Raw genomic sequence first — 24,280 nt, 5'->3', positions numbered from 1 at the left:
ATGATTTTTATAAAAGAAATAAAGTAAAACCTTTTTGCTACAAATAGATTATTTAGCCACTAGCTATTGGCTGTTAGCTATATTTATCTGTATTTCAGTAGCCCAAGAGTACTACTTAAGAAGTAAAGAAGAGTAATTTTTTTCAGGGTGCTGAGGCTAACAAATCTTTTAATAATTTAATTGTTTTTTTAAATTAAATCTATATACTTCATGCTAAAAAATGAGATTGGAGGGGTTTTAATGCAAGTTGATGCCAAGAACAAATTAGCTTTGATCTTCTTTCCAGCTTTTGATTGGGCTATCTCTCCAACCCATCCCGAAAGGGAAGAGAGGCTCTTATATACCAAAGACCAGATTTTAGAAGAAGGTATTCTAGATATTATGGGAATTGAAGAGTATAATCCTATCGTTGCTACTAAAGAGGATGTAGCTAGAACTCATATCTGTGTTCCTGATATAGATGCTGTCGTGACTATGCCCCACTTGATTTCAGCAGGAGGGGCGATTAAAGCTGGAGAATTGGTGATGGAAGGTGAAGTTGATAAGGCTTTTGCTATTATTAGACCTCCAGGGCATCATGCCTTTCAAATAGTTCATGGTGCTAGAGGATTTTGTACTATTAATAATGAAGCGATTATGGTTGAACATTTAAGGCAGAGATATGGCAGTGACTTAAGGATTGCCTTTGTCGATACTGATGCCCATCATGCTGATGGAACACAAAACATCTATTATAATGATCCTAATGTTTTACATATTTCTTTACATCAAGATGGTCGAAGCTTATATCCAGGCACAGGATTTATTAATGATTTAGGTGGTCCAGGTGCTTATGGCAGAACAATTAATTTACCTTTGCCACCTAACACTACTGATGAAGGATTATTATATGCTCTTGACAATCTAATTTTACCTATTTTAGATGATTTTAATGCTGATTTAGTTATAAATGCAGCAGGTCAAGATAATCATTATAGTGATCCCTTAACCCAAATGAGAGTTTCGGCTCAAGGTTATGCAGAGTTAAATTCTAGATTAGATCCCGATATAGCAATTTTACAAGGTGGATATTCAATTGAATCTGCTCTTCCTTATGTAAATGTGGGAATTATATTAGCTATGGCCGGCTTAGATTATAGTCAGATTAAGGAACCTGACTATAAAGCATCGATTAAAAATCAATCACCTAAAATTACTGATACTATTAAAGAAAATGTAGAAAAACTGCTTCAAGCATGGGAGAGCAAAGACAAGGTTGATATCAAAAAAGTATTTAACTGTCAAGATTACTATACTACTAAACGGGATATTTATTATGATACTGCGAATATTATAGAAAATCAAAAGCTTAAGATTAAAATCTGTAATCAGTGTTCAGGTTTAATGATAATTGATTCTTCAGCTCATCCTTCTACTTATAATGAACTTAGAGCAATTATTATTCCACATGATGTTTGTGAGTCATGCTATGATCTAGGATATCAAGAGTATGAAGAGGCAAAAAATAATTCAGAGTTTGAGCTTGTTTATCTTCAAGATAAGAAGAAGGATAGGTTATCGAATTATATTATTAACGCAATTGTTTAAAACCATGTAAAAATTATTTTCACATGGTTTATTTTTCTAGAGGAATATAGTAAAATGTAGATAATATGAAGGAGGCGTAAAATATGTTTAAAGGAAGTTTTTTTAAGATAGCTTATGCAATAGTTTTGCTTCTACTTATTATATTTTTAGCAGGACAAGTTCCTTATGTAATGAAGCCATTATCTACAGTCTTATCTTTAATTTTGCTACCATTACTATTAGGTGGTTTCTTATATTATTTATTGAGGCCTTTAGTTAGATGTTTTGTTAGCAAGTTAAAAAATAAGAATATCTCTATTTTAATTACTGTCTTGCTAGTTATTATTTTTTCTATTTTAGTTATTTATTTTGGAGGAAGTATAATTTATAGTGAAAGCAAAGAATTAATTAAGTATTATTCTCTTCATCAAGAGGCTATAAAAGAGAATATTAATCAGATAAGTAATTTAGGAAATGGAAAGCTTGATTTTTTAGATGATTTTAAGATTCAAAAAAGAATGGTTACTTTTATTCAAGGAGTTTTAGAGAAGCTTAGTAATTATAATTTCATGGGTGCTTTTTCATCATTAAAGCATTTTGGGATGATAATAATCTTAATTCCTTTTGTAGTGTTTTATTTACTTAAGGATGATGAAAAGATTTATCAATTAGTGATATCTTTCTTTTCTGGAGAGAGAAAAGAAGGATTGGAGAAGATATTAGCAGAGATTGATCAAGTTTTATCGGCATATATCGGCTCTCAATTAATTGTTGCTTTTATTTTAGGAATATTAATGTTTATAGGTTATATTAGTATTGCTTTGCCAAATCCTCTAGCATTAGCATTAATAGCTATGATCACTTCATTAATTCCAATTTTGGGACCAAGTATGGGAATATTACCAGCATTATTTATAGCTATAACAACTAGTCCTTTGATGATTATTAAATTATTTATTGTATTAGCAATAGCCCAATATCTAGAAGGAAATTTAATTAGACCTTTAGTGCAAGGAGAAAAATTGAATATTCATCCTTTAATTGTGCTGTTTGTAGTATTAATTTCGATCTTTATGTTTGGTATATTAGGGGCTTTATTTGCAGTACCTACTTATGCTGTAATACGAGTAATAATTAAAAATAGATCTTATTTGAAAAGGAGTAACAGATAATTAATAAGTAAATTATTATCCCTTCAAGAGTAGTTGTTGATTACTTTTGGAGGGATAATTGTATTTAATAAGTTTCCTTCTATTTTAGAGTACAAAATAGGTCTTATTTTCTAATTCTTTTAAGCCAAGCTATTATTAGCAGGAAAGTTGGTATAAGCATTTGAAAAGAAATATGAATATATTCCATAATTCTTTCAGTTCTTCTATCAAAGCTATTTATCCAGCTGTAAAACTCTACACCAGTAAAAGGAGCATAGTTGAATATTAATAAAAAAATTGAGAATATAGTATTAACCCAGATATTATTATGAAGATTTAATAGGCTATTGACTAATGATATACTACCAAATAAGAAAGGAGTCATCTTAAAAAATCCTAATAGAAATAGAACAATAACAATGATAACATCTATATTTTTCAAATAACCTATAGTAATCAATTGGCTTACTGCCATATTAGCTACGTTGGCTATAGCTGCCCAATTAACCCCTAAAACACCTATGATTATAATTAATGCAAAGGTGATAATTATTCCTCCTAGAGTCATAGCTAAGAATGAAATTTGTGAGATAGATTTTTTTATCTTTACATATTTCCAAATCATCAATAATAGAACCATATCTGCAAAAGGGAAGATTAAAAGTTCAGGTATAGCTGCATCAACTACTGTTGTTATCCCATTACCTAAAAAAGGTTGCAGGTTTTGAAAATTAACTATTCCAGAAGAGAAGATTAAAGAATAGATAATGATTATAAATAATATGAATAATGGAGCCATTAATCCAGCTAATCTAGCAATTACTTCAATTCCTAATGAGTTAATATAGAAAATGTTGATTAATAAGAGAATACTGATTGTTAATTTGGAAGTTTGTGGTAGGAGATAAAAACGAATAAACTCTACAAACATGCTAAAATTTAATAATGCTATGTAAAAGAAATAGATTGAATAAAAGATGACTAAAGTATAGGCAATAGGTTTTTCGACACTTTTAATAATTATTAGTGCTAAATTATCATTTGGAAAATAACTTTGTAATTTAAGATAGATCCATAATAAGATATAACTTAATAACATTGCTACTAATATAGAAACCCAGGCATCTTGCTTTGCGATATCTACCCCTAAAGCATAAAGTCCAGTATTGCCAATTACAAATAGAAGGGTGAGAGAGAATAATTCTATTTTTCCAATATTTTTTTTCACTTTATTTACACCTACTACTAATTTTATTCTTATAGCTATCTTTCCCTAACCTGATAGTAAATATATTTAGAGTTGAAATTAATCTTAAGTACAGGTGTTTGAAGTTTATCAATATTTTTTGAATCAATCTTTACTTTTGAAGAAAATTTTATATCTTTGTCAAAAAATAAGATTATTAAAGGGGATTTATTAATTATATAGAATTATTATATATACTATAACTATGTAAAATTATAAGGAGTAAGGATAATGGTAAATAATTTATTAAAGAAGAGTTTTAATATTTATCTAATAATTTCTTTAATATTGGTACTGATGATAATTGGAAATAACATTTATACTCACTATTTAATTAAAAATAATGAAGATAGTATGCTTATTTTATCTGGTTTCAAATCAATTAATGGGAGTGAAGGATTAAAGCATAGATATTTAAAAAAAGAAGATTCAAAATATTATACCTTTACCACAACTATAGCAGGAGATGAGTTTGATAAATTAAATGGTCAAGACTACAAATTTATTGCTTATCGCTTAACTGGAAATTGGTATAAGGTATATCTAAATAACATATTAATTGGTTCTGTAGGTGATATAGACACAGGTCAGAGTAATATTTGGAATTCATTATCGGTCTTTTCTATTGATAAAAAGTTAGTGAGAGAAGATAATAAGATAAGAATTGAGATTAATGGTGATTATGAAGTTGGACTATTGAATTTTCCTATTATAGTTAGCAATAGTTATTTAGGAAACAAAATTTTAACTTGCTTTAATTTTTTTACTGATAATTTTAATATATTTGTTATTGGAATTTTAGTTTCTGGTATTATAAGGTTATTAATTATTTATATCTTCGATAAAACCTTGGGCAAAGAATATCTATATTATTGTTTAGCTGGGATATCAATGTTAGTTGCTATTTTGAACCAGTTGACTATTATTCACTTGCCAATGTCTTTTATTAACTTTAAGCGCTTTATTATTATAGGCAATTCTTTGGCAGTATTCTTTATTTCCTTAGCTATTTATGAAAGATTTAAAAGGAAATATAATTTATTCTTAGCTTATATCTTATTGTTGATTTTATTTTTTTCTCTAATTGTATCTTCAGATATGATAGAGTTGAAAAAATATTTCTATATTATCAATATTTTGAGCTTAGTTAATGCTTTTGCCTGGTTATGTGCAATGGTAGAATATGTGAAAGACTCTTATGAGGTTAAAGCATTATTTATAGGAACAATTTTTGGTAGTTATGATATCATAAATAATCTAGTTTTAGATAATACTTTTTATGGTATGAGAATTGAGGTTTTCCGTTTTATTATTTTTGCGATGACAATTATTTTATTAATTGTGTTTCATTATGTAGAATTACATAAGAGAATAGAGGATGAAAAGAATAAATGTAAGTTGATGTATGAGAGAGCTATTAAGGATCAAATGACCGGTATCTATAATCATCAATATATTATTAATAAATTGGAAGAGACTAAAAAATTCTTTTCTTTGATTATGATTGATTTGGATAACTTTAAAGAGATAAATGATAATTATGGCCATCAGATGGGGGATTTTGTAATCAAATATGCAGCAGAAGAGATGAAAAAGAATATTAGAGCAGATGATCTATTAGGTAGATATGGTGGTGATGAATTCATTATTGTATTATTTGGTTGTGAAAGGGAAGCTGCTCATCATATTTCTGCTAGAATCAAACAGGATATTGAAAGTCCTCATTATAGTCCTGAGGGGATAAAATTAGAAGTAACAGCTTCTATTGGTATTTATAGTAGTTATGGAGATGATGATTGGAAAGATGCAATTAATAAGGCAGACCAGGCACTTTATTCTGCTAAAAGAGGTGGAAAATCAAAAATTAATACTTATTAATTAAATTGAAAAAAGCTATTAGTAGCTCGCTACTAATAGCTTTTTCTTTTTTTATTTCAAATTCAATTATAACTTAGTCATTTATGACTAGAACTTAAAAGTAAATATGATCTCATTCAATTTAATTTTTAATGATAAATTACTTTAAATAAAAAATAATACTCTATTTCACAATACCATCTATAACTTCTAATAATATATCTGATCTGCTAGCAGACATAATATGTATACCATCTATCTTAACATAGGCATCCTGAAGAAACTCTCTAGCAATCTTAATACCTTCATTTTCATCTTTATCTTTCATTCTTTCTAAAATAGAAGGGTCAATTTCGATACCTGGTACTTTATTAGCCAAATATTTAGCCATTGAATAACTAGTTAAAGGCAAGATACCAATTAAAATTGGAATGTTAAAATCTTTAGTTTTATCTAAGAATCTATCTAATAAATCCAGATCATAACAAGGTTGAGTTTGGATAAAATCTGCCCCAGCATCAATCTTTACTTTTAATCGTTCAATCTCTTTATCTAAATCTTCAGCTCCTAGATTAGCAGCAGTAGCAACTATTAAGTCTGTATTTCCTTTCAATTCATTATCATTGATATCAGAGCCAGCATTTAATTTCTGTACTGCTTTAATTAAGCTAATAGAGTTGCTATCAAAAACGGCTTTGGCTTGGGGATGATCACCTGCAGTAGGATCATCGCCAGTAATAGCTAGGATATTTTTAATGCCAAGTCTAGATGCTCCTAGTAGTTCTCCTTGTAAAGCGATAATATTCTTATCACGGCAGGTAATATGTGGAATAGTCTCTAGTCCAGTCTCTTCTTGAATTAAATGACTAGCAATAACTGAGCTAAGTTTCATTTTAGCCATAGGAGAATCACAGATATTTACTGCATCTACTTTTCCTTTTAATTCATCAGCCACTCTAAACATTTTACTACAATCTGTTCCTTTGGGTGGAGTCAACTCCCCTGTAATGACAAACTCCTTTTTCTTTAATTTATCTTTTAATAGCATATTTATCTACTCCCTTCTCAATACTCAATAATACACTTTATTTATATCTTTTTCTCTTTTCTTCTATAAGCCTAGTAATTTTTTTGCTGTTTTGACTGCTTCAACTGCATTAGAAGAATATTCTGCACCAATATTATCTGCATATTCTTTGGTTACTACAGCTCCACCAACCATAACTTTAATATTGGAGTTATTCTTCTTTAATTCTTCTGTGATTTCTTCCATTCTAGGCATAGTAGTAGTCATTAAAGCACTTAAACAGATGATATCAGCTTTTTTAGCTAGGGCGGTAGAGATAATAGTTTTGTTGCTTACATCTTTACCTAGATCAATAATCTCAAATCCATTATTCTGTAACATAACCTTAACAATATTCTTACCGATATCATGAACATCACCTTTGACTGTAGCTATAACAATCGTACCTAAATTTTCACTACTGCCTTCCTTAGCTAAGATAGGTTTTAACTTAGCAAAGGAATTTTGCATTGCTTCAGCTCCTAGCATTAGTTGGGGTAAAAAGTAGATCCCTTCATCATATTTATCTCCAACCTCTTGAATACCAGGAATTAAAGCTTGATTAATAATCTCTAAAGCAGTATATTTATCTAAGGCTGTTTCAATATTAGCGACAATATTGTCCTTATCACCATTTAGAACTTGGAGGTGGATTTGAGTTAGAATATCTATTTCTTTCTTATCATTATTAATTTCATCTTGCTTTTCTTTAATCTTATCTTCTTCTTTTTTTTGCCCATAAGTATTTAAATAGCGTTTACTACTAACATCACGATTTACTAAGATATCACTAGCTAGTAGAGTAGCTTTCATCTCTTCAACAGTCGGATCCAGAATAGGGGCATTAAGCCCTGCTTGAATAGCCATAGCTAAGAAGGCGGTATTAACCTTCTTTCTATCTGGTAATCCAAAGGAGATATTACTAACTCCTAATACAGCAGCAAGGCCCAATTCTTCTTTGATTAGACGAATTGCTTTTAGAGTTTCTTGAACACCTTCTTGTTGTGCACTTGCTGTTAGGGTCAGGGTATCGATTAATATATTCTCTCTTCTTATACCTAATTCTTCAGCTCGTTTAACTATTTTACGTGCCACCTTTAGTCTACCTTCAGCAGTTTTAGGGATTCCATTCTCATCTAGAGTTAATCCTAAAACAGCAGCTCCATATTTCTTAGCTAGAGGTAAGACAGTATTTAGACTATCTTCTTCACCATTAACTGAGTTAATTAAAGGTTTACCAACTACATTTTGTAGGGCAGTTTCTAAAACTTCTTGATTGGTAGTATCGATACAAATTGGCAAATTAACGAGATTTTGAACAGTAGTAACTGCTTTTTTCATAGTAGTTACTTGATCAATTTTAGGAACTCCGACATTGACATCAAGAATATCTGCTCCTGCATCAGCTTGTTTTTGGGCTTCTTGAGAAATAATTTTCATCTTAGATTCTTTTAATTCAGCAGATAACTCTTTACGTCCAGTTGGATTAATTCTTTCCCCAATAATTCTAGTAGGAAGGTGATCAGCAATAGCTACAGTTTTAGTCCTGCTAGCTAATTTAGTTGTTGCTATTCTAGTTCGTTTAACTGCTTTGAAATTCTTTGCTTTATCGGCTATTAACTTTATATATTCAGGTGTAGACCCACAGCAACCACCAATTATATTGATTCCTGCCTTAATAAATTTCTCAAGATAACTGGCCATTTCTTCAGCTTTCATAGGGAAGAGGGTGTTATTATCTTTATCTAAGATAGGTAAGCCTGCATTTGGTTCAACAGAAAGATATGTATCAGTATTTTGACCCATGATTTCAATAATCTTCAGTAAGCCCTCAGGCCCCATACTACAATTAGCCCCAATAACATCAACCCCAAGTCCTTCTAAGACTGTAATAGCAGTAATTGGATCTGTACCAGTCATTGTCTTTAAGCTATCTTCATAGGTCAAATGGCAGAGAATAGGTAAGTCAGTATTTTCCTTAACAGCTATAACAGCAGCTCTTGCTTCTTGTAAGTCTGTCATAGTTTCAATACTGATCAGATCTACACCAGCTTCTTCTAAAATTTTTGCTTGTTCAGCAAAGGCTTCATAAGCAACTTTAAAAGGAAGATCACCTATTGGTGCTATTAATTTGCCTGTAGGTCCCATGGAAGCTGCAATAATTGTGTCTTCTTCAGCTGCATCTTTAGCTAACTTTACAGCTTGACGGTTAATCTCTTCAACCTGATTACCTAAGCCATATTCCTCTAGTTTGATTCTACTTGCTCCAAAAGTATTGGTTTGAATAATATCACTACCAGCTTCAACATAACTACGATGTATCTCAGTTAAAATTGTGGGATTAGTTAAATTTAATTTTTCTGGACATTCACCAACTTCTAATCCTTTCTTATGTAATTGGGTTCCCATTGCACCATCTAAAACTAAAATTTCATCTTTTAATCTATCTAATAATCTACTCATCTACTATCTACTCCTTTCGATTTGGATGTTAGCTATTAACCAACATCTAATGGCTAGTGGCTAATTTATCATAAACACAAGTATCAAATTTACAGGAGGCACAGTGAAAATCACATTTTGCTTTATAAGAATTCTCATTAGTACCTAATCCAATGATGGCTGTAATAGATTTTTCTGGCTGTAAAATACAAGTTTTAGTAGCACTAATTCCTAATTTTTCACCATCAAGCACAGCTAATAGTTGAGGTTGAATATCTATTGCTAAATCACCATATCCTGGGCTATAACGCATTGTTTGGTGGGGGAGGTTTAATTCTTTGGACTTTTGAACAATTATCTGATTGATTTCATTAGCAACCTCTTCAGCAGCAATAGAAGCTATAGCATCCAAAATAGTTGCTGCTGCAAATTCTCCTTTTTCAAATAACTCTTTAACTTTATTTTCTAGGGAATTACCAATAGTTACACATAATAAAGCAACCTTTTCTTGTTTATCTAGTAAAGAAGTTATATCTTTACTTTGGAAGATTAATTTATCACCTAAATCAACTCTATTATCTTTTTTATTTAGTTTAAAATTGTTGATGATTTTATAAGCTCCCTGACAGTTTATTAAAGAGTAGGAGAGGTCAATTAAAGAGGAGATTAAAGTTTCAATTTTAGAATTTGAAATAGTACTTTCTCCATATCCTAATTGCCTTTTTACTTCTGATTTTGGTATTTTTATTGAAATATCTCTAATAATAATTTTGGCTTCCTCCTTTTATAAAGATTATAAAAATAAAAGAATCTCTTCGTAAGAGAAGAGATTCTAATTTATATTAAACCCTTCTCTTATCTTTCAGAAGATAAACTTCTGCAGGAATTGGCACCTTTCCCCAAATAGGGGTGGTTGCCGGGCTTCATCGGGCCTATCCCTCCACCACTCTCGATAAGAGTTATTTTATTATTTAATTTTATTTTAAATAAGTATAACATTAAATTTATATTTTGTCAAAAGATAAATTATTTTTAGGAATGACTGTGAAATAAGTGTATCTTTATATATATATGTATTATAAAAAATTTGAATTAGTCCTTTTAGATAATAGTATATTTTGATATACTAAAATAAAGTAATAGATTATAATTTTTTAAAAATAGTTGTTAGACGTCTAACTTGAAGGAGGGTTAAAATGAAAGAAGAATTAATTCAAAAGTTAGTTAAAGAAGCTAAAAAAGCAAGGGAAAATGCATATGTACCTTATTCAGAATTTAGGGTAGGAGCAGCAGTACTAACAAAGGATGGTAAAGTTCACACAGGATGTAATGTAGAAAATTCTTCTTATGGATTAAGTAATTGTGCTGAAAGAACGGCGATCTTTAAAGCTATATCTGAGGGAGAGATTGATTTTGAAGCTATTGCCATAGTAGCTGATACTGATAGAGCATGCCCACCTTGTGGAGCTTGTCGGCAAGTAATTGTTGAATTTGGTAAAGATATTGATGTGATCATGTCTAATTTAACAGGAGATATTATTATAAAAAAAGCTGATGATTTATTATGGGGATCTTTTTCCAATCAGGATTTAGGATAAATATAAAGAAAGTAATAAAGCCCAGTAGTTAATTTAAATTAACTACTGGGCTTTATTTTATTATTAAATCTTTAAATAGGACGAGTTATAATAGATATTTCAAAATTAAACTGTGATATTTGAAAATGATTATTATAATTATAATAAATTAGAAGAATTTTTTAATTTGATTAACATTTTTAACTAGAAGTGAATATAAATAAAGTGAAATTAGCTTAATGCAAGATTAGTTATTTATAAATGATTGTTGTGATATTAGTATAAAGAGACATTTTTAGGCTATAGGAGTTAGGTTATAGGGATTAGTAAGGTCTTCCTATCTCCTAACGCCTAACTACGAAACTGTCACTTTATCTATCAAATATTACATTTTTAGATTAGAACTTATGATTAATTTTTATTAAGAGAGGGGAAAGTTATGAACCCAGAAGAGAGGTATCAGAGCTGTAAAAAGGTTACTTTAGTTACTTTGATTGTTAACTTGCTATTATCGGTTGCAAAAGTAGCAATAGGAATTTTATTTTTTAGTCAAGCAATTATAGCCGATGGAATTCATTCTATTTCTGATGTGATATCAACTTTAGCAGTTTGGGTAGCAATTAGAATTTCTCGACAGCCAGCAGATAATGAACATCCCTATGGTCATGGAACAGTTGAGACTATTGCTGCTAAGTTTATAGGTATTATCTTGTTTTTAACCGGTCTAATTATTATTAAAGAGAGTATAATGACAATTCTTAAAGGAAATATAAGAGAGCCAGGTATATTAAATTTTTGGATAGCCTTTATTTCTATTTTGGCTAAAGAATGGATGTATAGATATACTTATCAGCAGGGGAAAAGCTTGAATAATAAAGCATTAATGGCTGATGCTTATCATCATCGTTCTGATGCTTTATCTTCAATTGCAGCATTAATTGGAGTAGTAGGGGCCAAAAGTGGTTATTTGATTGCTGATCCTATAGCTGGGTTGATAGTAGCCTTATTTATTATTCATATGGGTTACGAAATATTTATGGAGGCTATTGATGATTTAATGAATAAAGTAGATGATGAGTTATATCAACAGATTAGAGAAGTAGTTTCTACTCAAGCAGAGGTAATTGCTATCAGAGATTTGAGAGTTAGAAATCATGGACCAGATCTTTTTGTGGATTTGAGAATTGTTATTAACGATGAACTTTCAGTTGTAGAAGGTCATAGTATATCACGTGAAGTAGAAAGTAGGATAAAAAGAGAATTAGATATTGTTGAAGAGATATTAATTCATATTGATCCACTGAGTGTTCATAAGAAACTTAGCTTATAAAATATTTATTATTATATTTGATTTGCTAAAAAGAACTAAAATAAAATATAATATGAGTAGTTGCGACATTTTTTAACTTAGATTAAAGGTATATTAAAGCAAAAGAAGAAATAAATATAATAAAGGTATTTTTTTACTACATTTATTTATATAGTCAAATTTTAAATTAAAAAATATATAGAATTTTATAAGTTGGGAAGACTAATTAGCTATTGGGGGCAGAAAAAATGATAGACATCAGCAAGGAAATTAATGCTAAAATAGAAAAATTACGACAAGAGATGGTAGCAGCCAGATTAAAATATAACAGCAGTGATCATCCTAAGGTAATAAAGTTAAGTTTAGAGTTAGATAACTTAATTAATATATATACAAAGTTTTATGATTCAGGATTATATTTTTATTCTTAGTTAATTCTAAAACTTTCTTTTTAAAAAAAGAATATTTTACTAGTATCTTTTAAATACTAATAAAGTATTATATATAGACAAAAAAGGGGAGTTATTAATGGGGAAAAAAATACACGTTCACTGTACAGTAGATAATTGTCAATGGTGGGCTGAGAATAATCTATGTGTAGCAGAAAAAATATTAGTGGTAAGTGATGATTTTGCTAAAAAGCTACCAAATGAGGTTGATGTAGAACAGACCAATCAAATAGTCGATGATTTAGGACTATCACCAGTGAATGAATGTTATGAAAGCTGCTGTAAAACTTTTGTCCCACGTGATAAATATCAAAGGGGAATGGGAGCGACTGAATATAATAAAGTAGAAGTATAAGCTGACAGTTTATTGTCAGCTTTTTATCATATGATTTTAAATGAGATTATTAACTATAAAGATAGTTTTCTAATGTTGAATCTTTATTTGCTATTGCAAGAGCATGTTCTACTCCTACATATCTTAAATGCCAAGGCTCATATTGATATCCGGTAATCTCTTCTTTATCTTTAGGATATCTAATTATAAAACCATATGTTGGAGCATTCTTTTGTAGCCATCTTCCTTCTTTAGTTTCTCCAAACTCTTCAATTAATTTATAGTTTATTTTTGGACTAGAAACATCAATTGCTAATCCAGTTTGATGTTCACTATGTCCAGCATGAGCGCTATATTTATTAGCTGCTGTGACACCATCTTTTTTAGCATTATAGGCAAAGATATCTTTTTGACGCTGATAAGATCTATATGCAGAAACTCCTACAATATCAATCTTATCTTTTTTAGCTTGGGCAAATAATCTTTCTATTGCTCTTGCAGCAATCTTTTTCATCTGTTTTTTTGGTAGGTTTTCATTAAAGGAGAAAGGAATATTAGGAATAACAAGATCATCAGGGATAAATCCCTCAGTTAATCCCTGTTCTTTATTTACTAGTATTAAGGGGCTTGAAGGATCTTTTATTTCTAAGTCATTCTGCTTAGGATTTTTGGAGTTTCTTTTTTTATTCTTTGAATCAAGAAGCAGCTTATCTTTATTGGAATTTTTATCTTTTGCCAAAGTAAATTTACTAGGCTTTAAACCGCTGTAACCATCAACTAACAAAAGCAATAATATTAGAAATAATAACTTTTTCTTAATTTTCTTTCCCTCCTTTTGATTTTATTGAAAGATAATTTTTATTTAATTTAAAATAACAATTCCACTAACTATTGTATGTAAAAATCAAAGTTATTTGCAAGCATTGTTTATTAGTAATATATGTATTGATTTATATATTTGCTAATTTTTTTGTTTGATTTGGATAAACTTTAGATATCAGATAAGTTATGATATAATCATTTATAGTTATTTGTTAATGGGGGGGATTAGAGTTGAAGATAGGAGTTATTGGTCTAGGGGATATAGCACAAAAGGCCTATTTACCTATTATTGGAGTTAAAAGAGGAATTGAATTAGTTTTTTGTACTAGAAATGAAGAAAAGTTAAATTATTTAGCTGATAAATATAAAGTTAGTAGCAAAGTTAGAAGTATAGATGAACTAATAGAAAGTAATATTAAAGCTGCTTTTGTACATGCAGCTACTATAGCTCACGTATCAATTGTTGAAAAATTATTGAATAATAATATAGACGTATATGTAGATAAGCCAATATCCTATTCTATAGATGAATCAAGAAGGATTGTAAACTTAGCCAAAGAAAAAGGATTAAAGTTAATGATTGGATTTAATCGAAGGTATGCACCAATGTATCAGAAATTAAAAGAAATAGATAGTCCAGCAATGATCATGTTAGAAAAGAATAGATTATCTAAACCCCAAGAAGTACGTGAGGTTATTTATGATGATTTTATACATATTGTTGATACTATGAGATTTTTAGCTGGAGATGAAGCAGAAGATATTGTACAAAATATTACAGTAGATGGGATTGTAAAGGATAATTTACTTTATCAAGTTATAGTTAAATTAAGAGGAAAAAATTTAACTGTAATAGGTATTATGAATAGAGATAGTGGGGTAAATGAAGAAAATGCTCAAGTTATAGCATCAAATAATAAGGTTGTAGTTAAAGATTTAGTAGAGATGACTACTTATAAAGATGGTGAAGAAAAAATAACTAGGGTAAATGATTGGTCTCCAATGTTAGATAACAGAGGTTTTGCCAATATAATTGATTCATTTTTGAGTCTGATTAAAGAGGATAAAGCTAATATTTCTTCTATGTCTGATGCTTTAAAAACTCATGAGTTATGTGAATTAATTATAAGTAAGCTTCTTAAGAATTAATATCTTATTAGACATTAGTTATTATTGAAAGTATATAATCTTTATTCTAATCTATACTAAAATTAAAAATACTTTATTATTATGTGATGAAAGTCATATAAGGATCAGAGAAAATCAATTATAATATAATTGTAATAAATACGATATTATAAAATTCAAAAATAATTCAGGGGGTAATTACTATGAAAATAAAAAAAGAAGATACTATTTCTGAAGTGTTACAAAAATATCCAGAGGTTGCAGAGGTATTTATGTCCTTTGGTATGCATTGTTTAGGTTGTCCTACAGCTACTGGAGAATCAATAGAACAGGCAGTTATGGTACATGGGATTGATTTAGATGAAATGCTTAAAGCTTTAAATGAGAAAGCATCAGAATAGAATACACATAGTAGAAAAAACCCCTATATAGGGGTTTTTTCTTGCAATTAAAGAAAGATATCTATTATAATTAAATTAATAGATATATTAGGAGGAGATGAAGTGGGAGAAGCTATCTTAAAAGAACATCCTTATTTTAAAGAGTTAAAAGCAGCAGATTTGGCTGAGATAGATAAGTTAGTTATCACTAAAACCCATCAAAAGGGTGAAATTATATTTTTTGAGGGTGAAGTGGGAGAAGCCTTATTTTTAGTAAAATCCGGAAAAGTTAAGTTGCTTAAAATGGTTGAAAGCGGAGAAGAACAAATTATTAATATAGTTAAAAGAGGAGACATCTTTGCTGAGGTAGTATTATTTGATAATGGTGATTACCCTGCAACAGCAATAGCAATGGAAGATACAGAAATTGGAATGATCAAAGGTAAGGATATAGAAAAGTTAATGTATCAAATTCCTGAAATTGCTCTTAAGATATTAAAAGTAATGAGTAAAAGGTTAAGAAGAGCTCAACAGAGAATAAGGAATTTGGGATTGAAGGATACTACAAGTCGAACAGCAAGTGCTTTAGTTTATTTGGCTCAAGAACATGGGATTGGTGATGAGCTTCAAGTAGAGATTAATTTATCATTGACCCAGCAAGAATTGGCTAATATAATAGGGACTTCTAGAGAGACTGTATCAAGAGTTTTAAATAAGTTTAAAGATGACAATCTAATCTCTGTTTCTAGACAGAAGATAGTGATTAAAGATTTAGCGGGTCTAAAAGATATTATTTAGATTTAGCGAAAATTATATATTAATACATTTCAGTGATTATAATTAAAAAAGGAAGGTTTAATATGATAATCAGTATACTGGATTTAATTGTTTTAATATCAACATTGGTTATTTATGTAACTATTTATTTATTAGATAATAAGTTACCGAAGGTTTTGGAAATTAGAGATAAAAGTCAAATCCCTGTATTTAGTATTTCTAAAACTAAGTTTTATTATTTGATCTTTGGGATTGGAATTTATGTTTGGCTAATTGAATTTTTAATTTTAAATGATGCAGTTCTGCTAAGGTTATATTCTACAATATTAGCTCAATTAAATTTATTCTTTTTACTGATAATTAGTAATTTAGGTTATAGAAAATTGGGTAATTTTTTTGGAATAGCAAGTATGATATTATTTGTTTTGAGCGTGTTTTACTATATATAAGAATAATAAAAAGCAGCCTTTTGGCTGCTTTTTATTATTTATGTTAATGTTTTGTTAGTAGAAGAATTAATGGGATAGCTATTAGGACAGTACTAGCAATATTAAGATTTAATTTCTACAATACATAATTTAGCTTAACATTATCTCCCCAAGATTTAATAATCTAGTAATATTCTTTATTAGATGCCAGAAAGTATAGTTATCCAACTTTAGAATCAGATCTAAATATGTCTCTATAGATATTGCGACAGTTTCGGCGATAGGAGATAGGAAGTGGGAGGTAGGAAGAACTTACTAACTCCTATAACCTATGACCTATCACCTAAAACTGTCACTTTAGATTTGGACATCTATAATGCTTATAAAGCTATATTAAATAATAAAATTTCTAAATAAATTAAAAAAGTTTTAATTATGTCATAATTTCGTAAAAATTATTATTTATAATTAATTTAGAATCAAGAATAATAATTTAATTTCTAATCGAAATAACTTTTTTATTAATAAGTCAGCTAGTTGTATTTTGTATATATTGTAAGGCTAAATTTTTACTTATACTAATTAAGGGGAGATGATGAATATGAATTTAACTAATATATATTTTAAAGAAACAGAACATGAATTACTAAGTGGAGAAGATGAGAGAAGGTTGGGATCATTAATTTCTGAGGGAGATGCTGAGGCAAGAGATCAATTAATTGCTTATAATTTGAGATTGGTAATAAGTATTGCCAAGAAATATACTGGACAAGGTTTGGAATTATTAGATTTAATTCAAGAAGGTAATATTGGATTAATTACTGCTGTGGAGAAGTTTGACTATACTAAAGGATACAGATTTAGTACTTATGCTACTTGGTGGATCGAACAGAAGGTTCGTAGAGCTATAAAGCGTCAAGGAAGAACTATTAGGCTTTCATTTCAGATTCAAAATAAGATTAATAAGCTTAGAAGAACGCAGGAATATATGAGAAGTAAATTACAGCGTGAAGCAAGTTATGAAGAGTTAGCAGAAGAGTTGGCTTTATCTATTGATGAAGTATATGAATTGATGGAGTTAGGTCAAGATATCTCTTCATTAGATCATAAAATTGGAGAACAGCAGGAAGATGATCTATTTGCTTTAATCCCTAGTGAATTTGATTTAGTAGAAACTGTTTTAAGAGATGATTTAAAAAGTGTCTTAGATAACTTATTAGGCTATTTAACAGATAGAGAAGAAAGGATTGTGAAATTAAGATTTGGCTTAGAAGATGGTAGGGAAAGAACCTTCCAAGAAATAGCAGATAGATTAGAATTATCTAGAGAAAGGATTAGACAATTGCTTAATCGAGCATTAGATAAGTTAAAATCATTAAATTATAATCGTAATGTAGATAGTTATTTGACTATGGCAAGTTAATTGATATATTATCAATTAACTTGGGTAATTGTGATATTATTTGTATAATTTAATATTAAACTATTAATTGATCTCAAATAACAGATCATTGAAGATTATTATTAAATTTATACTATAATTTGATAATAATATCTTTAGTAGATTGAAAGAAAGTAAAATCTATAATATAATCAAATTATATAAGCAATAATATAAGGTAAAGTAATAAAAAGCAGACTAAATAGTCTGCTTTTTATATGTTATAGATGAGGAGATGAAGGGTTTTTCATGAATAAAATAAGGTTAAAAGAATTATTTTCTATTTTTCTTAGAATAGGTGGATTTACCTTTGGTGGTGGTTATGCAATGCTGCCTTTAATTGAGAAAGAATTTGTTGAAGATAAGAAGCTGCTTAGTGAAGATGAATTTATTGATATAATTGCTATTGTACAGGGGATACCAGGGATAATAGCAATTAACTCCTCTCTATTTATAGGATATAAATTAAGAGGAATCTTTGGAGCATTAATATCTGCCTTAGCGATGAGCTTACCATCTATAGTAATTATTATTTCAATTGCTCAATTACTTCTTAATTTAAAAGATAATAGTGTGCTTAATTCATTATTTACAGGTATTAGGTCTGCTGTAGTTGTTTTAATCTTTTGGGCAGGATATAGAATGGGTAAAAAAGCAATTAATAATTACACTAGTATCTTATATACATTTGGAATGCTGGTAGGGGTTTTATATTTTAAGATTAGTCCAATTATTTTAATTATTATTGCTGGAGTAATTGGAGCAATTAGTTCAATTAATGAAACAAGGGAGTCTGGGAATGGTACTAATTAATTTGTTTTTTATATTTTTTAAGATAGGTCTATTCACTTTTGGTGGTGGATATGCTATGCTACCATTAATTCAAGAAGAGATGATTGCTCATGGATGGCTTAACATTGATCAATTTGTAGATATTGTAGCCGTATCACAAATGACACCTGGTGCTATAGCAATCAATACTGCTACTTTTGTGGGATATAAAGTAGGGGGGATTATAGGGGCCTTATGTAGTACTTTTGGAGTAATTAGTCCGTCTTTGTTCATTATTACTATTGTAGCAACAGCAATGAATAAATTTAAGGATTATCCATTAGTAGAAGGAGCATGGCAAGGGATAAGGCCAGCTGTAGTTGGTTTAATAATGGCTGCTGTTATTTCTATTGCTCAAGAGGTTATTTTGGATATTAATGGAGTTGTAATTGGGGTAGTAGCTCTAATATTATTGGTTAAACTAAAGCTACATCCTATAGCGGTAATTATAACTTCGGCGTTATTAGGATTAATTTTGGGTCTATTATAGAATAGTTAGCTAAGATGTTGCTTTTTGTCACAATTTCGTAAAATTAATTTGATATTATAAGTCTAAAATTAAAATAGGGGAGTAATTATCCAAATGAAAAGTAAAATAACATTGGTGCTATTATTGTTTTTGCTACTAACAGGGTGTAATCAAAATTTATTGCAGGAAGGTGAATTATTGTATAAAAATACTGAAGATTTAAAGGGAGAATGGCAAGAGAGTAATTATCCTGAAGATAGTAGATTTGTTTTAATTGATGATAATAATTTGCTTCAATTACAAGAAGAATTAAGAGGTGTTAAAGGACTTCGATTAGATGATCAATTAGCTATTTATATCACTTTGGGTGAGCGGCCTAGCGGTGGTTATGGAATCCAGATTAAACAGGTTAGAAAGAAAGATAATAAATTATTGGTAGTTGTAAAGGCTGTAGGTCCTGCACCTACAGATATGGTTACTCAAATTATAACTTATCCTTATGATATTGTTAAATTGCCTTTAGAAGAGCTAGGTAAGATAAAAAAAGTAATTTTTATATCTGAAAAGGGCAATAAGTTAAAGGAAAAGAATTTATAATATTATTTTCGTTTAAAGGAAAATTTTAAAAATAAGCTGGTACTTGTATTTAACAGGTGCCAGCTTATTTTTTTTATAGTTTTTTAGATCTTTGAGCAATAAAGTGAAATATTAATAAGTTTGATCTTGCCTAAAATAGAGAAAAGAAAAAATAATACCATATTTTTCACACAATTATATAATAAGGAGTATTATGTATTAGCTTATAAAAGAGTTATTTTATAAAAGAGGAGGTGGAATAATGGATAAAATTGAATGTTGTGGTGGAAATAAAACTAAATGTAGTGAGTTCATAAAGCTATTAAAGAGACTTGAATTAGGAGGTTTAGTTGAACTTACTATTATCTCGGGAGGAGATTGTGGAATAGGAGGATCAAGCAATTGCTGTTGTAAAATTGTTGGGTTTATATGTGATGTAGTTGATAATTGTTATGTAAAGTTGATTCCTAGTGATGAAGATTCTTGTTGTGAAAAAGTGATATTTGTTCGAATTTCATGTATCTGTAGTATCAAAAAGATAAAAAAACCTAAGACAACTACTAGTACAACTACAAGTACAACTACAAGTACAACAACCAGTACTACTACCAGCACAACTACCAGTACTACTACCAGTACCAGTACCACGACAAGTACTACTACAAGTACAACTACTAGTACAACTACTAGTACAACTACTAGTACAACTACTAGTACAACTACTAGTACAACTACTAGTACAACTACTAGTACAACTACTAGTACAACTACTAGTACAACTACTAGTACAACTACTAGTACAACTACTAGTACAACTACTAGTACAACTACTAGTACAACTACTAGTACAACTACTAGTACAACTACTAGTACAACTACTAGTACAACTACTAGTACTACTACTAGTACTACTACAAGTACAACTACCAGTACTACAACAAGTACTACCACAAGTACAACTACCAGTACAACTACGAGCACAACAACAAGTACTACCACAAGTACAACTACCAGTACTACAACAAGTACAACAACAAGTACAACAACAAGTACAACAACAAGTACAACAACAAGTACAACAACAAGTACAACAACAAGTACAACAACAAGTACAACAACAAGTACAACAACAAGTACAACAACAAGTACAACAACAAGTACAACAACAAGTACAACAACCAGTACAACAACCAGTACAACAACCAGTACAACAACAAGTACAACAACAAGTACAACAACAAGTACAACAACAAGTACAACAACAAGTACAACAACAAGTACAACAACAAGTACAACAACAAGTACAACAACAAGTACAACAACAAGTACAACAACAAGTACAACAACAAGTACAACAACAAGTACAACAACCAGTACAACAACCAGTACAACAACCAGTACAACAACCAGTACAACAACCAGCACAACTACAAGTACAACTACAAGTACAACTACAAGTACAACTACAAGTACAACTACAAGTACAACTACAACTACAAGTACAACAACCAGCACAACTACAAGTACAACTACAAGTACAACTACAAGTACAACTACAAGTACAACTACAAGTACAACTACAAGTACAACTACAAGTACAACTACAAGCACAACTACAAGTACAACTACAAGCACAACTACAAGCACAACTACAAGCACAACTACCAGTACTACTACCAGTACCACGACAAGTACTACTACTAGTACCACGACAAGTACTACTACTAGTACAACTACAAGTACAACTACAAGTACAACTACAAGTACAACTACTAGTACTACTACAACCACTAGTACCACTAGTACTACCACCACAACAACATCAGCACCATAATTATAACCAGATTCTGTAGAAAAGAATGATCACAAAAGCAGAATCTGGTTTACAATATTAAGATTATTTATAACAGAGGAGGTGAAATAATGGATCAAATTGAATCTTGTTGTGGAACTAAGGCTAAGTGTGATGATTTTATAAGATTATTAAAGAGACTTGAATTAGGAGGATTAGTTGAGATTATAACTACTTCTGGTGGTCAATGTGAAATAGGGGATTCAAGTAGTTGTTGCTGCAGAACTGTAGGTTTTATATGTGATGTAATTGATGACTGTTATGTTAAGTTGATTCCTGTTAATGGTAATTGTGAAGAAGTAATGTTTATTCGAATTTCATGTATCTGTGCTATTAGTAAGGTAAAAAAGAAAAAAAAGACAACTACTACAACCAGTACTACTACAAGTACAAACAACCAGTACAACAACCAGTACAACAACTAGTACAACAACTAGTACAACAACTAGTACAACAACTAGTACAACAACTAGTACTACTACTAGCACCACTAGTACGACAACTAGCACCACTAGTACTACCAGCACAACAACCCAAGCGCCATTACAATGCTGTGTCAAGGGAAGTGGTGGGAATTTAACTGGTGCTCAACCTTGGGAAAGTGTCTCTTTTAGTATAGGAAGTGATGAGAATCCAATCTGTAACTGTGGAGGAACAATCACTGGAGATTTAGGTTTTTATCAAGCTAGAGATCAAGATAATACTGTACCTCAGAGAATAATTTATCTTCTAATTACTCAGATAACAGCTATGGTATGTATAGAGGAAGGTGTATTGCTTCAAGGTATAGGTCAAGAATATGACGGCGATCCAAATAATAGTGGGACTTTTGTAGCAAATAGAACTTTTAGTTTGACTCTTTCCGATAGTCCAGATACTTTGGAGATGATAATTTTTAGAAGTCCAGATGCTGATTATAATAGCGGCCTAGTATCAGTTACAAATGGCCAAGTAATAATTAGTGATTGTCCTTGATTATAATATTATACTAAAAAGGTTTTTCCCAAATTATTTGGTGAGAAACCTTTTTTGTTAGTCTATAAGAGATATTCACAGTATCTTCTATTCTGAATAATATAATAGCAGAACAAGAGATTAATACAAGGGGAGGAAGGGGGTCAATGAAAGGAATAATATTAGCAGGTGGTTTAGGAACTAGGTTATATCCTTTGACCAAGGCTCTATCAAAGCAGAGCTTACCAGTTTATGATAAACCAATGATCTATTATCCCTTATCTGTACTTATGTTGGCAGGGATAAGAGAGATATTGATTATTTCTACTCCCAGAGATTTACCAGTATTTAAAGAGTTGTTAGGAGCTGGGAGCCAGATAGGTTTGTGTTTATCCTACCAGATACAAAAAGAGCCCAAAGGTTTGGCTGAAGCCTTTATTATAGGAGAAGGGTTTATAGCAGATGATAATGTAGCTTTAATCTTAGGAGATAATCTATTTTATGGTCAACGTTTTAGCGAAATATTAAAAAAAGCAGCTTCTTTAAAAAGTGGAGCAACTATATTTGGTTATTATGTCAAAGATCCAAGTCGATTTGGTGTTGTTGAATTTGATGAAGAGGGGAAGGTATTATCCTTAGAAGAGAAACCTGATCACCCTAAATCATCGTATGCAGTACCAGGATTATATTTTTATGATAATACAGTCATAGACAAAGCTAAACAACTACAGCCTTCAGCTAGGGGAGAGATTGAGATTACAGCTTTAAATAGACTATATTTAGAGGAAGGAAAGCTAAGGGTAGAACTATTTGGCCGAGGTATGGCTTGGTTGGATACAGGTACTCATGATGGCCTTTTAGATGCTGCTAATTTTGTAGCAGCTGTTCAAAAAAGACAGGGATTTTGTATAGCTTCTATTGAGGAGATTGCTTATAGGTTAGGATATATTGATTACAATAACTTAGAGAAGCTAGCAAAGCCTTTAATTAAAAGCGACTATGGGAAATACCTGATGTCAATTAGCAAGGGAGAAAGGGGTGAAAGAAATAGATAAATTTAGTAAGATAACTACATTTATAGAAGGGCTATATCTTATAGAAATAATTAATTTTAAAGATCAAAGAGGCAATTTTACAGAGGTTTACAATAAAAAAGAATTTAAAAATATTGGCTTAAAGCTCGACTTTGTTCAAGATAATCATATTAAATCTAAGAAGGGAGTCTTAAGAGGTCTACATCTTCAGACTGAACATCCCCAGGGGAAATTAGCTCGAGTGATAAAGGGAATTTTTTATGATGTAATAGTTGATTTAAGAGAGGATTCAAAAAGTTATGGAGAATATTATGGAATTATTTTATCAGAGGAAGAGGGAAAGATGCTTTATATACCTGAAGGATGTGCACATGGGCTAATAGCATTAAGTGATGAAGCAGAATTTATGTATAAGACAACTGATTATTATTATCCAGAATATGCTACAGGGATTATCTGGAATGATCGTGATCTAGCTATAGATTGGCCTTTAGAAGAATATGGGATTAAAGAAGGAGAGATAATATTATCTGATAAAGATAAGAACTTACCTACACTTAAAGAATATAAAGCTAATGATTAGAATGGCTA

At 30.1% G+C, this 24,280-nt stretch carries 25 protein-coding genes and 1 riboswitch; of the genes, 19 read left to right on the top strand and 6 right to left on the bottom strand.

Annotation, left to right across the window (positions count from 1 at the left end; all coding sequences use genetic code 11):
- Nucleotides 1–240: 240 nt before the first annotated feature.
- Both OREMA_RS0107155 and OREMA_RS0107150 read left to right on the top strand, forming a co-directional pair.
- Complete coding sequence (locus tag OREMA_RS0107155; protein ID WP_018248589.1) at nt 241–1,587, top strand: histone deacetylase family protein; 1,347 nt, start codon at nt 241–243, stop codon at nt 1,585–1,587.
- An 83-nt stretch (nt 1,588–1,670) separates the two neighbouring features.
- Nucleotides 1,671–2,738, top strand: coding sequence for an AI-2E family transporter (locus tag OREMA_RS0107150; protein ID WP_018248588.1), 1,068 nt, complete (start codon nt 1,671–1,673; stop codon nt 2,736–2,738).
- Between the two features lie 103 nt (nt 2,739–2,841).
- Here OREMA_RS0107150 and OREMA_RS0107145 read toward each other — a convergent pair whose 3' ends face one another.
- Nucleotides 2,842–3,945 carry a GerAB/ArcD/ProY family transporter gene (locus tag OREMA_RS0107145; protein WP_018248587.1) on the bottom strand — a complete coding sequence of 368 codons (1,104 nt, stop codon included), beginning with the start codon at nt 3,943–3,945 and terminating at the stop codon, nt 2,842–2,844.
- A 249-nt stretch (nt 3,946–4,194) separates the two neighbouring features.
- On the opposite strand from OREMA_RS0107145, the gene OREMA_RS0107140 reads away from it, so the two are divergent.
- Entirely contained in the window at nt 4,195–5,841 is a 1,647-nt protein-coding gene (locus OREMA_RS0107140) for a GGDEF domain-containing protein (protein WP_018248586.1), read from the top strand.
- 163 nt (nt 5,842–6,004) lie between these two features.
- Here OREMA_RS0107140 and OREMA_RS0107135 read toward each other — a convergent pair whose 3' ends face one another.
- From OREMA_RS0107135 to OREMA_RS19185, 3 genes are all read right to left on the bottom strand, one after another.
- The gene (locus OREMA_RS0107135) at nt 6,005–6,868 is read right to left on the bottom strand and encodes a methylenetetrahydrofolate reductase (protein WP_018248585.1); all 864 of its coding nucleotides are present in this window, start codon (nt 6,866–6,868) and stop codon (nt 6,005–6,007) included.
- Between the two features lie 63 nt (nt 6,869–6,931).
- On the bottom strand, nt 6,932–9,349 hold the full coding sequence (locus OREMA_RS0107130; RefSeq protein WP_018248584.1) for a homocysteine S-methyltransferase family protein: 2,418 nt from the start codon (nt 9,347–9,349) through the stop codon (nt 6,932–6,934).
- A 46-nt stretch (nt 9,350–9,395) separates the two neighbouring features.
- Nucleotides 9,396–9,740 carry a hypothetical protein gene (locus OREMA_RS19185; RefSeq protein ID WP_018248583.1) on the bottom strand — a complete coding sequence of 115 codons (345 nt, stop codon included), beginning with the start codon at nt 9,738–9,740 and terminating at the stop codon, nt 9,396–9,398.
- Nucleotides 9,741–10,180: 440 nt separating this feature from the next.
- A riboswitch (SAM riboswitch) is annotated at nt 10,181–10,287 on the bottom strand.
- 237 nt (nt 10,288–10,524) lie between these two features.
- On the opposite strand from OREMA_RS19185, the gene OREMA_RS0107115 reads away from it, so the two are divergent.
- The 4 genes from OREMA_RS0107115 to OREMA_RS0107100 all read left to right on the top strand — a co-directional run bounded on the left by OREMA_RS0107115 (nt 10,525) and on the right by OREMA_RS0107100 (nt 13,018).
- Complete coding sequence (locus OREMA_RS0107115) at nt 10,525–10,926, top strand: cytidine deaminase (RefSeq protein WP_018248581.1); 402 nt, start codon at nt 10,525–10,527, stop codon at nt 10,924–10,926.
- A 418-nt stretch (nt 10,927–11,344) separates the two neighbouring features.
- Entirely contained in the window at nt 11,345–12,235 is an 891-nt protein-coding gene (locus OREMA_RS0107110; protein WP_018248580.1) for a cation diffusion facilitator family transporter, read from the top strand.
- Nucleotides 12,236–12,462: 227 nt separating this feature from the next.
- On the top strand, nt 12,463–12,645 hold the full coding sequence (locus OREMA_RS0107105; protein ID WP_018248579.1) for an aspartyl-phosphate phosphatase Spo0E family protein: 183 nt from the start codon (nt 12,463–12,465) through the stop codon (nt 12,643–12,645).
- 97 nt (nt 12,646–12,742) lie between these two features.
- Nucleotides 12,743–13,018: a DUF1540 domain-containing protein gene (locus OREMA_RS0107100; RefSeq protein ID WP_018248578.1), complete on the top strand. Its 276-nt coding sequence runs from the start codon at nt 12,743–12,745 to the stop codon at nt 13,016–13,018.
- A gap of 49 nt (nt 13,019–13,067) precedes the next feature.
- Here OREMA_RS0107100 and OREMA_RS0107095 read toward each other — a convergent pair whose 3' ends face one another.
- Nucleotides 13,068–13,736 carry a M15 family metallopeptidase gene (locus OREMA_RS0107095; protein WP_244871493.1) on the bottom strand — a complete coding sequence of 223 codons (669 nt, stop codon included), beginning with the start codon at nt 13,734–13,736 and terminating at the stop codon, nt 13,068–13,070.
- A 314-nt stretch (nt 13,737–14,050) separates the two neighbouring features.
- Here OREMA_RS0107095 and OREMA_RS0107090 point away from each other — a divergent pair, with 314 nt between their 5' ends.
- The 8 genes from OREMA_RS0107090 (at nt 14,051) to OREMA_RS18290 (ending at nt 19,870) form a co-directional block, all read left to right on the top strand.
- Nucleotides 14,051–14,968: a Gfo/Idh/MocA family protein gene (locus OREMA_RS0107090; protein WP_018248576.1), complete on the top strand. Its 918-nt coding sequence runs from the start codon at nt 14,051–14,053 to the stop codon at nt 14,966–14,968.
- 182 nt (nt 14,969–15,150) lie between these two features.
- Nucleotides 15,151–15,348, top strand: a complete 198-nt coding sequence (locus tag OREMA_RS0107085; RefSeq protein WP_018248575.1) for a DUF1858 domain-containing protein — start codon at nt 15,151–15,153, stop codon at nt 15,346–15,348.
- A 102-nt stretch (nt 15,349–15,450) separates the two neighbouring features.
- Entirely contained in the window at nt 15,451–16,125 is a 675-nt protein-coding gene (locus tag OREMA_RS0107080; protein WP_018248574.1) for a Crp/Fnr family transcriptional regulator, read from the top strand.
- A gap of 62 nt (nt 16,126–16,187) precedes the next feature.
- The gene (locus OREMA_RS0107075) at nt 16,188–16,553 is read left to right on the top strand and encodes a hypothetical protein (protein ID WP_018248573.1); all 366 of its coding nucleotides are present in this window, start codon (nt 16,188–16,190) and stop codon (nt 16,551–16,553) included.
- A 580-nt stretch (nt 16,554–17,133) separates the two neighbouring features.
- Nucleotides 17,134–17,955 (top strand): sigma-70 family RNA polymerase sigma factor, encoded by an 822-nt coding sequence (locus tag OREMA_RS0107065; RefSeq protein WP_018248571.1) that lies wholly within the window; start codon nt 17,134–17,136, stop codon nt 17,953–17,955.
- A gap of 267 nt (nt 17,956–18,222) precedes the next feature.
- On the top strand, nt 18,223–18,786 hold the full coding sequence (locus tag OREMA_RS0107060; RefSeq protein WP_018248570.1) for a chromate transporter: 564 nt from the start codon (nt 18,223–18,225) through the stop codon (nt 18,784–18,786).
- Nucleotides 18,773–19,294: a chromate transporter gene (locus tag OREMA_RS0107055; RefSeq protein ID WP_018248569.1), complete on the top strand. Its 522-nt coding sequence runs from the start codon at nt 18,773–18,775 to the stop codon at nt 19,292–19,294. Before OREMA_RS0107060 ends, OREMA_RS0107055 begins: the two co-directional genes overlap by 14 nt.
- Nucleotides 19,295–19,387: 93 nt before the next feature.
- Nucleotides 19,388–19,870, top strand: coding sequence for a protease complex subunit PrcB family protein (locus tag OREMA_RS18290; RefSeq protein WP_018248568.1), 483 nt, complete (start codon nt 19,388–19,390; stop codon nt 19,868–19,870).
- Between the two features lie 429 nt (nt 19,871–20,299).
- Here OREMA_RS18290 and OREMA_RS19115 read toward each other — a convergent pair whose 3' ends face one another.
- Nucleotides 20,300–21,649 carry a hypothetical protein gene (locus tag OREMA_RS19115; protein ID WP_018248567.1) on the bottom strand — a complete coding sequence of 450 codons (1,350 nt, stop codon included), beginning with the start codon at nt 21,647–21,649 and terminating at the stop codon, nt 20,300–20,302.
- Nucleotides 21,650–21,772: 123 nt separating this feature from the next.
- On the opposite strand from OREMA_RS19115, the gene OREMA_RS19045 reads away from it, so the two are divergent.
- The 4 genes from OREMA_RS19045 (at nt 21,773) to rfbC (ending at nt 24,272) form a co-directional block, all read left to right on the top strand.
- Entirely contained in the window at nt 21,773–22,126 is a 354-nt protein-coding gene (locus tag OREMA_RS19045) for a hypothetical protein (protein WP_018248566.1), read from the top strand.
- A gap of 349 nt (nt 22,127–22,475) precedes the next feature.
- Nucleotides 22,476–22,676 carry a hypothetical protein gene (locus OREMA_RS19040; protein WP_018248565.1) on the top strand — a complete coding sequence of 67 codons (201 nt, stop codon included), beginning with the start codon at nt 22,476–22,478 and terminating at the stop codon, nt 22,674–22,676.
- Nucleotides 22,677–22,822: 146 nt separating this feature from the next.
- A complete protein-coding gene (rfbA, locus tag OREMA_RS0107030) occupies nt 22,823–23,710 on the top strand; it encodes a glucose-1-phosphate thymidylyltransferase RfbA (RefSeq protein ID WP_018248564.1) in 888 nt (295 codons plus the stop codon).
- A complete protein-coding gene (gene rfbC, locus OREMA_RS0107025) occupies nt 23,703–24,272 on the top strand; it encodes a dTDP-4-dehydrorhamnose 3,5-epimerase (RefSeq protein WP_026188938.1) in 570 nt (189 codons plus the stop codon). Before rfbA ends, rfbC begins: the two co-directional genes overlap by 8 nt.
- Nucleotides 24,273–24,280 lie beyond the last annotated feature (8 nt).

Origin of the sequence: Orenia marismortui DSM 5156, from assembly GCF_000379025.1 — a bacterium.
Taxonomy (GTDB): Bacteria; Bacillota; Halanaerobiia; order Halobacteroidales; family Halobacteroidaceae; genus Orenia; species Orenia marismortui.
This window is presented reverse-complemented; position numbering and strand designations above follow the sequence as displayed.